15 protein-coding genes, 1 tRNA gene and 3 pseudogenes are annotated in these 14,392 nt (G+C 41.2%); 16 read left to right on the plus strand and 3 right to left on the minus strand.

The window, feature by feature from the left end; all coding sequences use genetic code 11:
• Positions 1-314: 314 nt before the first annotated feature.
• The 6 genes and pseudogenes from cysK to BAE46_RS03310 all read left to right on the plus strand — a co-directional run bounded on the left by cysK (position 315) and on the right by BAE46_RS03310 (position 6,055).
• Positions 315-1,235, plus strand: coding sequence for a cysteine synthase A (gene cysK, locus BAE46_RS03285; protein WP_006007760.1), 921 nt, complete (start codon positions 315-317; stop codon positions 1,233-1,235).
• Positions 1,236-1,627: 392 nt separating this feature from the next.
• Positions 1,628-2,008: a hypothetical protein gene (locus tag BAE46_RS03290; protein WP_006007762.1), complete on the plus strand. Its 381-nt coding sequence runs from the start codon at positions 1,628-1,630 to the stop codon at positions 2,006-2,008.
• Between the two features lie 110 nt (positions 2,009-2,118).
• Positions 2,119-3,765 carry a bifunctional UDP-sugar hydrolase/5'-nucleotidase UshA gene (gene ushA, locus BAE46_RS03295; RefSeq protein WP_070111750.1) on the plus strand — a complete coding sequence of 549 codons (1,647 nt, stop codon included), beginning with the start codon at positions 2,119-2,121 and terminating at the stop codon, positions 3,763-3,765.
• Between the two features lie 286 nt (positions 3,766-4,051).
• Positions 4,052-4,352: pseudogene (locus BAE46_RS15180) on the plus strand (tyrosine-type recombinase/integrase); the annotation flags it as partial.
• A 585-nt stretch (positions 4,353-4,937) separates the two neighbouring features.
• The gene (locus BAE46_RS03305) at positions 4,938-5,450 is read left to right on the plus strand and encodes a mobile mystery protein A (protein ID WP_070111751.1); all 513 of its coding nucleotides are present in this window, start codon (positions 4,938-4,940) and stop codon (positions 5,448-5,450) included.
• Positions 5,447-6,055 (plus strand): mobile mystery protein B, encoded by a 609-nt coding sequence (locus BAE46_RS03310; RefSeq protein WP_006007769.1) that lies wholly within the window; start codon positions 5,447-5,449, stop codon positions 6,053-6,055. Before BAE46_RS03305 ends, BAE46_RS03310 begins: the two co-directional genes overlap by 4 nt.
• A 34-nt stretch (positions 6,056-6,089) precedes the next feature.
• Here the strand turns inward: BAE46_RS03310 and BAE46_RS15185 are convergent, their stop codons facing one another.
• On the minus strand, positions 6,090-6,185 hold the full coding sequence (locus BAE46_RS15185; protein ID WP_081483983.1) for an Arm DNA-binding domain-containing protein: 96 nt from the start codon (positions 6,183-6,185) through the stop codon (positions 6,090-6,092).
• A 337-nt stretch (positions 6,186-6,522) separates the two neighbouring features.
• On the opposite strand from BAE46_RS15185, the gene abiEi reads away from it, so the two are divergent.
• The 6 genes and pseudogenes from abiEi (at position 6,523) to BAE46_RS14720 (ending at position 9,492) form a co-directional block, all read left to right on the plus strand.
• On the plus strand, positions 6,523-7,062 hold the full coding sequence (abiEi, locus tag BAE46_RS03315; protein ID WP_006007771.1) for a type IV toxin-antitoxin system AbiEi family antitoxin: 540 nt from the start codon (positions 6,523-6,525) through the stop codon (positions 7,060-7,062).
• Complete coding sequence (locus BAE46_RS03320) at positions 7,059-7,955, plus strand: nucleotidyl transferase AbiEii/AbiGii toxin family protein (protein WP_051987359.1); 897 nt, start codon at positions 7,059-7,061, stop codon at positions 7,953-7,955. Before abiEi ends, BAE46_RS03320 begins: the two co-directional genes overlap by 4 nt.
• Before the next feature lie 225 nt (positions 7,956-8,180).
• Positions 8,181-8,405: pseudogene (locus BAE46_RS14970) on the plus strand (IS6 family transposase); the annotation flags it as partial.
• A gap of 142 nt (positions 8,406-8,547) precedes the next feature.
• The gene (locus BAE46_RS03325) at positions 8,548-8,877 is read left to right on the plus strand and encodes a type II toxin-antitoxin system PrlF family antitoxin (RefSeq protein WP_006007776.1); all 330 of its coding nucleotides are present in this window, start codon (positions 8,548-8,550) and stop codon (positions 8,875-8,877) included.
• A gap of 20 nt (positions 8,878-8,897) precedes the next feature.
• Positions 8,898-9,329: a type II toxin-antitoxin system YhaV family toxin gene (locus tag BAE46_RS03330; protein WP_006007779.1), complete on the plus strand. Its 432-nt coding sequence runs from the start codon at positions 8,898-8,900 to the stop codon at positions 9,327-9,329.
• A 7-nt stretch (positions 9,330-9,336) separates the two neighbouring features.
• Positions 9,337-9,492 carry a hypothetical protein gene (locus BAE46_RS14720; RefSeq protein ID WP_006007780.1) on the plus strand — a complete coding sequence of 52 codons (156 nt, stop codon included), beginning with the start codon at positions 9,337-9,339 and terminating at the stop codon, positions 9,490-9,492.
• 27 nt (positions 9,493-9,519) lie between these two features.
• On the opposite strand, the gene BAE46_RS03335 is transcribed toward BAE46_RS14720, so the two are convergent.
• Both BAE46_RS03335 and BAE46_RS03340 read right to left on the minus strand, forming a co-directional pair.
• Positions 9,520-9,855, minus strand: a complete 336-nt coding sequence (locus BAE46_RS03335) for a helix-turn-helix domain-containing protein (RefSeq protein WP_070111753.1) — start codon at positions 9,853-9,855, stop codon at positions 9,520-9,522.
• Positions 9,852-11,171: a type II toxin-antitoxin system HipA family toxin gene (locus BAE46_RS03340; protein WP_006007785.1), complete on the minus strand. Its 1,320-nt coding sequence runs from the start codon at positions 11,169-11,171 to the stop codon at positions 9,852-9,854. Before BAE46_RS03340 ends, BAE46_RS03335 begins: the two co-directional genes overlap by 4 nt.
• 329 nt (positions 11,172-11,500) lie before the next feature.
• Between BAE46_RS03340 and BAE46_RS03345 the strand changes: the two genes are divergently transcribed.
• The 4 genes and pseudogenes from BAE46_RS03345 (at position 11,501) to BAE46_RS03365 (ending at position 14,106) form a co-directional block, all read left to right on the plus strand.
• Positions 11,501-11,577: transfer RNA gene (locus BAE46_RS03345), tRNA-Arg, on the plus strand.
• A gap of 286 nt (positions 11,578-11,863) precedes the next feature.
• A complete protein-coding gene (locus BAE46_RS15190; RefSeq protein ID WP_070111754.1) occupies positions 11,864-12,226 on the plus strand; it encodes a DUF4145 domain-containing protein in 363 nt (120 codons plus the stop codon).
• Positions 12,227-12,245: 19 nt separating this feature from the next.
• Positions 12,246-12,917, plus strand: a pseudogene (locus BAE46_RS15195) (DEAD/DEAH box helicase family protein); the annotation flags it as partial.
• 988 nt (positions 12,918-13,905) lie between these two features.
• Entirely contained in the window at positions 13,906-14,106 is a 201-nt protein-coding gene (locus tag BAE46_RS03365; RefSeq protein WP_070111757.1) for a hypothetical protein, read from the plus strand.
• Positions 14,107-14,392 lie beyond the last annotated feature (286 nt).

Below are 14,392 nucleotides of genomic sequence, written 5' to 3' on the forward strand. Positions count from 1 at the left end.
TCCATGTCGTGCCGTATAATATCTAAAACAGCTAAACCAGTATCGATCCAAAGCTATATTCTTGTCAAATGCCAATTGCAATAGCCAATCACTAGACTGCCTTGAACAATCTTTCAAGGTCTCGTTAGATGAATTTGCTTTTGTCCTGCGCTTTTGTCCTGCGCTTTTGTCCTGCGCTTTTGTCCTGGGTAAGTTTTTAGCAATATTGTACTTGCATATATTATTTATGAATAAAAAGGTACTTGTTTTGTCGTCAGTGTGGCTTTAGAGTTAATACCATTCTATTTTTAAATATAATAATTGGATAACAAGTTATGAAAGTGCAGTCAGTTTTAGAGACTATTGGTAATACCCCGCATATTAAAGTTCAACGTTTGTTTGGAGATAAGCAAAACGTGTGGATTAAAAGTGAGCGATCAAACCCAGGTGGTTCAATCAAAGATCGTATTGCTTTGTCAATGATTGAAGCTGCAGAAAAAAGCGGCTTATTAAAGCCCGGTTCAACTATTATCGAGGCAACCTCGGGTAACACCGGTGTGGGTCTGGCGATGGTAGCGGCAGTAAAAGGCTATAAATTAATATTGGTAATGCCAGAAAGCATGTCGGTAGAACGCCGTCGCTTAATGTTAGCCTACGGCGCAACATTTGCATTAACACCAAAGGAAAAGGGCATGAACGGTGCAATTGCTAAAGCAGAAATGTTAGTGGCTGAGACTCCAAACTCGTGGATGCCGCGACAGTTTGAAAACCCAGCCAACATAGATGTGCATGTTGATCATACCGCACAAGAAATTCTTGCCGATTTCCCCGATGGTTTAGATGCAATTGTGACAGGCGTAGGCACAGGCGGGCACATTACGGGTTGCGCGCGAGCGCTTAAAAAAGTATGGCCACAACTAAAAATATTTGCGGTAGAGCCATCAGCATCACCTGTAATTTCAGGTGGCGATCCTAGCCCACATCCTATTCAAGGTATTGGTGCAGGTTTTATTCCTAAAAATTTAGACATTACACTTTTAGACGGCACTATTAAAGTCGATGCTGACGATGCAAAAGATATGGCAAGACGCTCCGCAGCAGAAGAAGGCGTGTTAGTCGGTATTTCATCGGGTGCAACGCTAGCGGCTATTAGCCAAGTGCTACCTACGCTAGCGCAAGGGGCACAGGTGCTAGGGTTTAATTATGATACCGGTGAGCGTTATTTATCTATAGATGGATTTTTGCCGCAAGAATAATTATGAGCTTCGAAACAACAAATTAGCACTTATTGTCAACTTACACATTTTACTAGAAGAAAAAAAGGCATCGTGGAAGATGCCGCAAAACGCACTAGGGAAAACTAACAACTGCTAATGAAGCAATAACTATATTGAAATAGATCTAATCGGTTAAAAACTTGTGCCAGGCGGACCGTTTGGCACAAGGTGATATCGAGTATATGTGCCGGTAAATGGCTCTCATATACCGTGATAGTCATTTGTAGCGTGATAGCATTTAGCGTATTTACAGGCCTTTATGACTTCTATTAGATATGTAAGGTACACGTAAACAAAATTTACACTTGACGTCGAATCTAATACCCCCTAACCTTAATGCTAACGATTATCATTAAGGTTAGGAAATGAGCATGTATTTATACCAACTTGCCTGCTACGAGCGAGCAATACGAGCACAAAACCACCACCAAACACTCGATATTATAAACTGTTATTTCAATTCAGGCTTGCAGGCTGCGCAACAGTGTCAAACACCTGCAGCAAGGGAAAAAGTATATTTCAGGCTTCTACGTACCCTAGAAGAAACCATGTGTGACCTTCTTATGTCTGAACATTGGCGTATACACTGCTTCAGAGTTATTAAAATACTCACGCCGATTATTTTTGAGTTAGTAGACACCAAGCAGTATGAAGCTATTATGGCTAAATTAAATGCGCTAGCCACATACTTTTTGCCTACTCAACAGTTTCAGGCAGCAACTAGTGCTGCATCAACAAAAACGCCCCGTTGAACTACGCGTTATCCTGCTGCAATAAGAAAGCCCTTCAGCAACACTAAAAGCTGCCGAAAGCTGAATTTCGGTATATCATGTGTGCGAAACTCAATAGGACACATGATATTATGCGCGCATTTGTTACCACTATAGTGCTAGTCAGTTTCACTCTTAGTATTACTGCTTGTAACACTGCACCGCCGCTAAACGAAAGTATTGACGGATCACAGGTTCGCTTTCTAACCATACTGCACACTAACGATAACCATGGTCGCTTTTGGCACAATGAAAAAGGCGAATATGGAATGGCAGCGCGTAAAACGCTAATTGATGAACTTCGTAATCAAGCGCAGGCACAAGGGCATGCGGTCTTATTGTTATCGGGCGGTGATATTAATACTGGCGTGCCGGAGTCTGATTTACAATACGCCGAGCCAGATTTTAAAGGCATGTCATTGATTGGTTATGACGCAATGGCCCTTGGCAATCACGCATTTGACAATCCCCTTAGCGTGTTAGATTTACAACAAACATGGGCAAATTTTCCGTTTTTGTCGGCCAACATATTCTTTAAAGATAGTGGGCAAAATGCGTTTAAAGAATATGCAATCTTTCAGCAACAAGATTTAACCATCGCCGTTATTGGCCTTACCACCACCGACACCGCTAAAATAGGTAACCCACAATATATCAATAACTTAGAGTTTAGGGAGCCGATTCAAATCACGGCCGCACTCACACAAAGACTTGAGCAACAATATCAGCCCGATATTACCATTGCCGTTACGCATATGGGCCACTATGTAGATGCATCTTACGGCAGCAATGCCCCAGGAGATGTGACGCTCGCACGTTCTTTACCCAACAATACTTTGGATGTGATCATTGGTGGGCGTTCTCAAAAACAGGTATGTATGGCCTCCGGCAACATCAACGACGATAATTTTAAGCCTGGAATGAGTTGTAAGCCAGACCAACAAAACGGTACGTGGATCATGCAAGCCCATGAGTGGGGTAAATATGTGGGTAAAGCTGAATTTAAGTTTGCAGATGATCAGTTAACGTTGCTTGATTATAAGTTGTTACCGGTCAATTTATACCTTGATAAACCACAATCCGATGGCTCCATCAAATTAGAATTGGCCACGAGTTATATCCCCGCTGACACTGAGCTAAAAGCTTTTCTAATGCCCTTTCAAGCTAAAGGTGCTGCGCAAATTGAAGGTACGATTGGCTATGTAGATGCAAAGCTTGAGGGTGACCGGGATAAAGTGCGTGTGCAACAAACTAACTTAGCACGAGTGATCATCCAAGCACAAATGAATGTTGTCGGCGCTGATTTTGGTGTCATCAGCGGTGGTGGCATGCGCAACAGTATAGCGCTAGGAGAGGTTAGCTACAAAGATGTATTACAAGTGCATCCATTCAAAAACACAATTAGCTATATGGATTGGCATGGCCAAGCGCTATGGGACTACCTTGAAGTACTCACTGCTTTTGAGCCAGGCTCAGGCGCGTATTTGCAATACCACAAACTGAGCTTTGAACGCGAAAATGGCGTGCTTACTACTGTTTATATAGACGGTAAGCCATTTGATAAAAACCAAACATATCGAATGAGCATTAATAGTTACAATGCCGCAGGCAGCGACGGCTACCCAATCTTAGATCAACTTGCCGGATTTGTGAAAACCGAAGAAACTGATGCCCAAGCACTTAGACGCTTTTTTGTTGAAAATAGCCCCGTAAATGCTGCTGAATTCAGCCCTATTTAAGGTTGGTTAAGCGGTATTGGGGTGAAATTATTCACAGCAACCCTTTTTTCATGAGTACTCTATGCTTAATGTCTTGGGCGGTTGATTGACTCAAACCGCTGTCAAACCCTTCTTTTAGTAGAGCCCGCAAGGTGTTTACACTGGAGTTTGCTTTTTCTTCTCGGAGCAGGCGTAACGCTTCTCGATGTAAGAACTACTCTTATAAAGACTACATTTAGCAGTACATCAAAGCAAGTTTTGTCTAGGTAATTTGAGTGATAAAACGGTTTATCCATTCTTTCAAGCGGCTGTGCAATCACGAGCGATGCTGGTGCAACAAAAACGGGGAAACCTGTTCAATTTGAAATAATGCCAAAAACTAAAGCGACGATTATCTTTTTGGTAGTAGAGTCAAGAACCATGAGCATATTTCAACGCGCCAATATTCCAAAATAGTAAAACGTTGGGTGTCTAGCATTGGCGTCGATACTACTGCTTATGGAACGCACACGATGGGAAGAACTAAAGCACCGCTTATTTATAAGAAAACAAAGAACCTTCGGGCAGTCCAGACATTGTTAGGTCATCGCAAGCTAGAAAGCACGGTAAGTAGCGCGGCAGATACGATTTCTGTTGTAGCAGCAAGTGCAAATTCTGTGCCGGTAGCAAATGCCGGTAATGACCAAAATGTACCCGCGATTACTACTGTGTATTTGGACGGGAGTGGGAGTACCGACGCGGATGGCAATCGCCAGCAGGCTGTCGCGCGGGGCAAAGTCAAAAGAGGAAAAACAACATGAAAATGCCAAATAGCTAACTATCAAAATGTTCAAGATAACTTCAACATGTTCAAGCTTTTTCCCCATCTGATTTAACACTATTACGAATGCTAAAAAGATTCGGTTGCTCTTTATAAATCTCGTCGGCTACTTTTTCAGTAGCGATAATATCCATATCGCTGAATTGATTAAGCACCTTACCTATCTCCTTTAAATTTAGTCACTGTGACTAGAAAAAAAAGTGGGTGACATTTACCCAATTTTGACCCCTGCAAATTTTTCATGCTGCTAGGTATACCAAAATAAGATTACATTAACTTAATATACGTAATCTTTAATGAATACATTAATTTTGTATTAGTAACCTTATTAGATTACAATATTAAATTCTCTATTACAAATAGCACTTCTAACATGCCTATATCTAATACTAAAAAGTCTAGTAACACTGTTCGCTCAATGATTAAGGAGCAATATAAGGATATTGCAAACTCAGCAAGCGCTTTGAAAAAACTCCCAACAACACCGGCTGAGGGTTGGATACGGAGCATTCGAAAAGCCTTAGACATGTCCGGTGCCCAATTAGCCTCAAAGCTGAACCTGAGTCGTAACCGTATTTCCGTGCTAGAGCGCAGGGAAGTTGACGGTGACATTACCATCAAGCAGTTAACCGAAATAGCACATCAATTAGGATGTGATTTAACCTATGCCTTGGTACCCAAAAAAGATATCAATCAGGCTCTAGAAGAGCGCGCTGAACAATTAGCAAAAATGCGCCTAGCGACTAACTCTCAAAACATGCTTCTAGAATCGCAATCGCTCACACCGCAAAAGAAAGCATTTCTGATTGAGGAATTAAAAAAAGAATTTCTACAGGCAGGTGGCCGTGCGCTTTGGAAAACCAATAAGGGCGAGACCGAAGCGTGAGCTTATTAACCGATAATCCAGACGGTGCAACACCGCTATCGCCAGACGACCTTATAGGTTTGAAGCTGCCGCATATCCAGTCCAATAGCCAGCTGAATGAAATTGAGGCGGCAAACATACTACAAGGCCAAGCTTGGGTAGCCAGCCACAATACACTTACCAGGGATGAGATATTTAGCCGTGAATTTGTTGTTGCACTGCATGAAAGCTTATTAGGTGATATTTGGACATGGGCTGGCACATTTAGGCAGCGCGGAGTAAATATTGGGGTCGATCCAGTCAATATCTCTGTCGATTTACATAACTTTCTTGAAGACGCAAAGTGCTGGGTAGAGTTTAATCACTTTACCCCTCTAATGCTTAATGCACGCATTCAACATCGGCTGGTACAAATTCACTGCTTTGCCAATGGTAACGGTCGCCACTCTAGGATTTTCGCAGATACAGTCACCATTTTTTTGCTGAAAAAAAAGCCATTAAAGTGGGCAAATGTCGAGCTTGAATACGTTTTAAATGAGCGAAATGCGTATATTGGCGCTTTAAGAAAGGCAGATGCTGGCGACTTTACTCACCTCGAAAGCTATCTGCTTAACATTGGTAATTAGTGACTACGACAAAGTCGCCTCGTATTAACAATCGTCAGTTGCAATACGTTTTCTGCAAGCTAGTCTGTTCACGACAACGAAAATTCTGGTACTGAAAATCAAAAACAATTTGCCCGTTTCTTTGCGAAATCTAATATGCCCCATTGCTCATGCCTTAGAAAAAGCTGCTTAACCAGGGTGTTCGAAAAAGGTTGACCACGTCATTACTGGGCGGTAGCGCAAACACGGCGGATGTGGGCAGATTAACGAACATTGGTAACGGAAGCTTGCTATAGGCCGCCTATAGATTTAGCAAAACCATGATGTTGGAAGAAATTAATTTTGTGTGGAAAATCACCTCAGTAGTATTGTACTTGGTATGACTACACTCACATGTAAACAGGCAGCCTTTCTAAAAGATAAAATCAGATTAACAAGGTAACAAAACACTGTTATTATATAAATGTTTTGTTAACTTAGAGCTGTTTGTGAAAAGTGATTTATTGAGGCTTCAAAAAGAGATGGTCTGTGCTATACAAAAAGGCCATACGGGATTTTTTAACACTAGTGATATTGCTTACTGGGTTAAAAAGAGCTCTCGTGATGCATTAACGTTATTTATTCATAACGCTATTAAAGCAGGTGTATTAGAGCGTGTGTGTAAAGGTGTGTATGTTGTTAGTATTTTCAAGCCATCTGGGGAAGGAACATTAGAAGCCTTAGCGAAAAAAATTAGAAGCGACTATTTTGTGTATGTTACCGCCGAAACCGAGTTATCAAGACTTGGGGTGATATCTCAATTGACGATGGGGTATTTAACGGCAATGACAAACGGGCGCTCAGGTGTATTTAAAACATCTTTTGGAACGGTCGAGTTTACCCACACAAAAAAGAACATTCACGCTGTAATGGACGATATTTGGTATGACACTGACACTGGCATACATCGCGCTAGAGAAGCGCTTGCGCTAAGAGATTTAAAACGGATAGGTAGGAATGTCGGTATGTTAAATGAAGGGCTTGAATGATGATATTGCCAATAGTGCAAAGTGTGTTGCAACAAAATCCAGAGTACTCTGGTTTCGAGAATGTGATAGAAAAAGAAATATTTCATCATGACATCATAAGTGCGCTTCACCAAAGTGGCTTTTTGGAAAATTTGACGTTTATAGGGGGGACCAGTCTTAGAATGTGCCACGGCTGGAATAGATTGAGCGAAGATCTTGACTTTAATGGCGGTATGGATTTCACGCCAGAGAAGTTTTCATCGCTAGCGAACATCGTGTCTGATGCATTATCAAAAAAGTACATGCTAGATATATCTGTCGCGCAGCCCAAGCCGATGAAAGGTGACACGGCGACGTGGCGAGTTTCTATAGAAAAAAATGCAGCAAAGCCAGGTGGTGCTAAGCAGAAAATTCATATAGACATTTGTCGTTATGAGACTATAAACCCTATCATGAAAACCACCATGAATTTCTACCCGTTCAAATCTCCAATAGAAGGTTTGCCAATCCCCTGTCAGTCCTTAGATGAAATATTAGTGGACAAAATCATTGCCTTTGCGATGAGGGAGTATAGCAATAGGGTCATTAAACCGCGTGATCTTTGGGATATTACCTTTCTCAATAATAGGCATGTTCAGCTAGATAATAATGTGTTGATGCAAAAGCTGTTGCAAAGGGGGGTTCCCTTTGATGTGTTTTTTGACAGGACGATAAGCAATCTCAACGGTGTTAATGTTAACGAGGAAATTAAACTAGATTTTCATAGGGAAATGTCAAGATTTGTATTGCCAGAGCTTGCGAAAAACACCTTGGAAAATGCGCATTTTTGGGGGGTAGTAAAAAATGCCGTCGCAGAAGTGGTGTCTTCCATAAAGAACCTAAATGACGCCCCGAAAACCCCACCTGAAATATAGAAGTAAGTATCATATAGCGGCATAAGTGAACATCGTTCTTGCGCTAAAACCTGATACCTAAACTTCCGCCGCGTTAGCTTATGTTAAATTATCAAACCCGAAGAGTTTGCGCATATTGAGCTTTTGCATTCTCGGAGGTACTGTCAAGTTATCGCAGACATCAGTAACTATCAGATAATCCAAGTATGAAAAACACTAAAATGTACGCGGATCTTCACCGGCGCTAACAATCGCTGTGAATTGTCTCACCAACCGGGTAGGCAACATGAACGGCAAATGCGGCGGTTTACATCACAAGGGCAGGCTCAACGATTTCTATCGTGTCATGGCATTGTAAATAATCTGTTTAGGCTTGGCCGCCATAAAATGCAAGCCGATAATGACAGGATACTGCGTGAACGAGCATTTAGTGAATGGACTAGGGTTAGTTGCGTCGAGAATTTGGCATGAACTACTGAAAATTCGTTCTTACCATCTTAATTCAATAAGTTGACAATGCCAGCGCTTGTATTAGGCAGTGCTCGTAATAAAGCTGGCAATAGTAATGCATTTGCATTACTATTGCTGGATAACATAAGTTAAGGATAAACAAATGCCACAATTACCTTTACAAACAGAGTCAACATTAACTGACCGTTACCAAACGACTGTGCCCAGTGTTGTGCGTAAAGCATTGCACCTTGGCAAAAAAGACAAGATTAAATTCACCGTTGAGTTAAATGGCAGTGTGACTTTATCGCGTGCTGAACAAAGTGATGCTGACCCCGCATTAAATGCCTTTCTAGAATTTTTAGGCAATGATATGCAAGCCCATCCAGAAAATATTCAAACGCTCAGCGCAGAAATGAAGCAAAAAGTTGATGAGCTAATTCAAGATGTTGATATTAATTTAGATGCACCGCTTAATGACGAAGACGATTAACATTGAGTAATAATAAGCCCATGATTGTTAACGGTTGGACACTTTACGCCCATCCCTTGTTCATCGAGCAATATCAATTGTTGACTGAGGAAGTTGAAAAACTCAAAACAAAAGACCCTAAAGCTTACGCGAAGAAAAACGCGACCAAGCGATTAGCCGCGATGCAGAAACTCGCGTTTGACATCATTCCTCAGGACCCAACTAAGGCCGAGTATCGGCAAGGCACGACACTTGGTGATAACAACAAACACTGGTTTAGAGCAAAGTTTTTTCAGCAGTACCGCTTATTCTTTCGATACCACCAAGCATCAAAGGTAATTGTTTATGCGTGGGTCAATGACGGATCCACAAAACGCGCCTATGAAAGTAAAAGCGATGCTTACAAAGTATTCACTAAAATGCTAATCGCTAGTAGTCCCGCATTGACGCGCTATACCTATGCAAGCTTATGAGCATTTCATGCGTCATGGATTAAGTCGTAACTATTGGCTAGAATTTATCTTTTTGTCTTACATTAACCATGAGGGTGGCGCTATCTTTCTTGGCGGTTACCCTGATATTCGTGAAAGTTTAGCGCACGGGGAGCTGTCTTCGCCAGAATCGTCTGGAATATGACTAATATCTTTCGTTATTTACCAAAACTTATTTCGCTGTATCTGCAACATTAGTTTGTTTGGTAAATGTGCTTTCAAGGGCTACTAGCTCACTGCGTTCTCGCGGAAGCACCGCTAACTCAAGCCCCATTAATGTGAAGTAAGCCTGTAAGCTGTCTAGTCTAGGATTGCCCATGTCGTTTTCAATATCACTTACTACTTGTCTACTTAAGCCCGTTAATTTGCAAACATTCGTCTGAGACATTTTAAGGGCATCAACTCTCAGTGCTTTACCAACCTCGCCCATCGTTTTAGTGCCAGCTAGCATATCACCCACTAGCTTTTGTTTAATTTCAAAGCGATCAACATCATATTTGCGTTTCATGGTATTAACTCCCATTGCCCCAATTTATCTGTCAAATGTTTAAAACCCATTACCGGCATAGTTAAAATACTACTAGGGACACCTCGTTTTGCTAGCCGATCAGGTAAATTTTCAAGTTGAAGCGCCAGCTCCCGCAGTTCATTTTTAAAGTAAGCCGGATCACCGTAAGCTGATAGTGACTCACACAAAGCTAACCAATTTATGTTTCCTGCCTGTTGGAACTCATTATTCCAATTTGTTGTTCTTGGAATGGTTTCAGGATCAGCTTTCATTGGAGCGAAGTCGTAAATTGGCGCTAAATATATTTTGTCGTCCTTTTTCAAAACTGACGTATTGCGGCCATGATTATCTGAATTACCAAACACTATATTTAAGAAATCACGTTTAAGGTATTGTGCAGCAAGCTCAGTTGCTGTCATAGTATTTATTACCGTGGCTAACTTTGCTAGTACGTCTTCATGTTTAAGATAGCTGCCAGATGCCGCGTTAACTAATGAGTAAACAGATTCAACACCATAGCGATGAACGGTACCTTCAACCATCTCCCTATCGAATCTAGGGAGCCAGAGCGAAGGGTTTCTAATCCCTTCATGTAATTCCATTGCATTAGTGCTTATCGTATTAAATCCAAGTGATGCCAATTCATGGTAATAGTGATATTCAGTACGTAAAATATCCTTATCTATTTCCCCTTGATTACGTGGAAATTTTACTAAATAATACCGATCCGTTGTGTTGTCATTTTGCTCAGTATCTACCCAAACTTCATTCAAATCATTTTGTCTTAATAGAACCTTAGGAGCGGCGCCGCCAGCACCCGTTGCACCACCTGATACTGCGCCACGCTGGCGGGAGTAATCAAGAAAATCAGTATCTCGCTCAATAGCTTTATCTTTGTTAAACCGCATCTGCTCTAATTGACCCACTTGTTCATTTAGAGCGGCTTCAATTGATTCCTTTATTCGCATATTGCCAATTGGTGCAATCGTACCTAGCGTTAATAGCGCTATATTTTGTTCCGATACGGGGCTGTTTTGCAGATTAAGCATATTTAGCCATATTGTTTGTGCATATCCCATCGGCATAATGTCTTCAAACACGGCTGGCCAACTTGAATAAGTCTTTGTGTCCATTGGATTTACACTGACCTTTGCGGTAAAGCTTCGTGATCCTGCCTCACCAAAATAATTAACCGCATAATCAAATAAGGGTTTCAGGGTTAGCTCGCTGAGTTTACCTAGTTCAGGCGAAGCAATGTCTATTTCAAATGCGTCTTGCCAACGGTTTTCATTAAATAGTTGTAGGGTCAATTTCATAGTTCACCTTGCAAAGCACAATGTCTAACATAACTTGCCATTAGCGCTGTAATTACAATACATTGTCTAATATAACGTACATATAATTTATTTTCAACATAATTCTGTCTAGTATAGTAGACATTTATTATTTGGCATCAGTAAGCTAATTATCAAAGTTGCCGGACGTTTACGCTTCAAGTTGCTGAATACGTCGATGCTCATCTGTTGTGGTGTTGGCTATGCCACGGCTTCGGAGACGGAAGGTCATAAGCATAATTTGCAATTGGGGGTAAAGGTCGTAGCAACTTTTCTATGACCTGTGATATTATACTGCTCTCAAAATCGTTGCACCTTTAGCTCAGCTGGATAGAGTATTGGCTTCCGAAGCCAAGGGTCGCAGGTTCGAATCCTGCAAGGTGCGCCATTTTTTGTCTTTTTGACTATCGGCTTAAGTAACTGCCTTTAGCAGTTTTTCGATGCTGTGGTGTATATGTGACCAGAATAGTCACTACAATAAAATTTTTACTGTCCATTTATCTAACACTCAATCAAAACAATTGTCTTAGTTGTAATAATCAATAGAATGGTTATTAGTGTATTTTTTGTGCGTCACTGATACAATAACAGTATTACAATCATCATATTATGAGTATATTAGATACGGTTATCATGAGGCTATGACTTAAGAATTACATGGAGAGTATTTTATTGTGAATATAGGCGCGTCATTTAATTTCTCTTTCCTAAAAGAACATGACCCTATCTTTGAGCATCTAGCTACAAATGCTGAGCAAGCTTTCGCGGCTGATCCTAACACTACCTTAATTAAACTGCGCCAACTTGGTGAAGCCTTCGCTCAGGAAGTTGCCGCGCGTTGCGGTGTTTTATTTGATGACACTACCTCACAATCAGATTTATTTTTCAAAATTCACCGCCAAGTAGCTTTTGAGCCAGAAATTAAAGAACTGTTCCACACCTTAAGAGTTGAGGGAAACCGAGCTATACATGAATTTAAAACGAAGCATAAAGAAGCAATGGACGGTCTCAAAGTAGCACGAGATTTAGCTGTGTAGTTTCACCGAGCTTTTGGTGAAAATACGCACTATTCTCGGCCTAATGCATCGTTTTCTAAAAACAGAGCAATTTAAGCGCATCTTGTTCTTGGTCGATCGAACTGCATTAGGTCAGCAAGCCATCGATACCTTTAAAGAAGCGCCTCTTGAACAAAACCTAACGCTTTCTAAAATATATAATATCGTACTTTTGAGTGATATGGCTGCCGAGGCAGAAACGCGAATCTAGGTAGCTACAGTACAAGTCATGGTTAAACGGGTTTTCATGTCAGAGAATCCACCTCCCGTGGATCAGTTTGACTGCATCATTGTTGATGAAGCCCATAGAGGTTATACCCTCGATCAGGGTATGACCGAAGGGGAACTCGCGACTTGCGATGCCAGCCAGTACCTATCAACATATCGCCGAGTTTTAGATTATTTCGATGCAATAAAAATAGGGTTAACGGCTACACCGGCCAAGCACACTAGCGAAGTTTTTGGTAAGCCTGTATACACCTATTCTTATCGCGAAGCGGTCGCCGACGATTGGTTAATCGATCAGGAACCCCCGCTCCGCTATAAGACCCTTTTAACACAAAAAGGTATTCAGTTTGAAAAAGGCGCTGTTGTTAGCAGTATCAATATTGGCACCGGAGAAGTGGAAACCGACGAACTGGAAGACGACATAAGGAAATTCGAACTATCAGCCCATATTGTGCGAAAAATAATGGTCAGATTAATCCAACCTGACTGTCCGCAAGGAGCGAATAGGGGCCAGTCAGAGGCTCATTGTAAAGTCAAGGCAGTATCTCGCTCCTTTTGCATACAAAAACCGTCTAGTGACCAGTCTGAAAGCTTCTTACCTTCTGCCAGACTCTCGTCCAAGTAGGTCAATCAAGGATGATTACCTACTAGTCGAATTCCCCGCTAGTATGCCATTTTCGCGCCAATTAGCGATATGAGAGCACAAGTCGCGGTATTTCAACGTCTGCTTCACAGCGAGGAAAAAACAGCCCTAAGCTTGTTACAAAAGGAGATAGTCAATCTGATAACTAGCAGGTAATCTGCCGTACCATGCTAAGTGCATGACATGGCTAGCAGGGACTGATCAGAGACCGGTGACCGGCTAGTTAGAACGCGACTTCAACTTTGGGGCATATGCTACCCACTCGACACAATACTAAGGATTAGACTATTTCATGGTAGGAGCGGTTGCAAACGACTCTCAAGATTTCTGTTCCAAAGGACTACCAACATAAGAAATTAACGGCCACTATTTTCACTAAAATTACATCTAACTCCCTTAAGCAATTTTCAATCTAACCTGAAAGACAGCTGTAACGATGGGTAGTGCATAGCGTTAATTTGTCCTATACTCCACTAAGCCGTATGAACACCTATTTTTTCCGCCGTTTGTAAAGCCTTGTAGGTTAAATGCTAGATCACGAGACAGTTCAAAGGATCAGTTTCGCAAGCCTAGGTCTTTTGTTAATCTTTATGGGTAGGCAAGGAATTACAGCTTACCCAAAAGCAATCCAACGGTAACTAGGAATGCTATAACTTTGGGTTTAGGGCGCGCAAACTTGGCGTTTCAAAAACTCATCTTAATGAACGGGTTACTTGAATCGACATTAAGCTTAAATGAGGAGTATGCGCCCATAAAACTTTAATTTTAAATAATTTCAAGGAGAGACAATATGCAAGAATTAAAATTTGATCAAGTAGAGAATGTAAGCGGTGGATTTTATCAATACATTGTAGGCTGGGCCGTTGGAGAGGCAATAAACCATGCGATAAGGGGCTCTGTGAGGCACGCACAGGGGTTTAGCGGGAGAGACCATTCCGCAAGCAACGAGTATTTCAAAAAAAATCAGCATAAATTTAATGCAATGATCTAATATTAAACGGATGTAAATAGGGCAAGCTTTTGCCCTATCTTTTTACAGGATTTATAAAGGTAAATACCCATGAAAAGTGCACTTTTAGTAGTCAGTGGATTTTTAACATCAATTATACTGAATAGATTTTTTGATTTTTCATTTGTAACTGAAGTCGTCATAGTCTGCGTTGTTGCCGCATCTATATACTTCATCGACAAACGTGTCGTCAAAAAGAAAACATAATGGCGAATAATTTAAAAGTCGAATGTCTGTTTTTTACAAACGCTTTAGTCTCAACTGTGGT

Source organism: Glaciecola punicea (assembly GCF_001756615.1).
Classification (GTDB): Bacteria; Pseudomonadota; Gammaproteobacteria; order Enterobacterales; family Alteromonadaceae; genus Glaciecola; species Glaciecola punicea.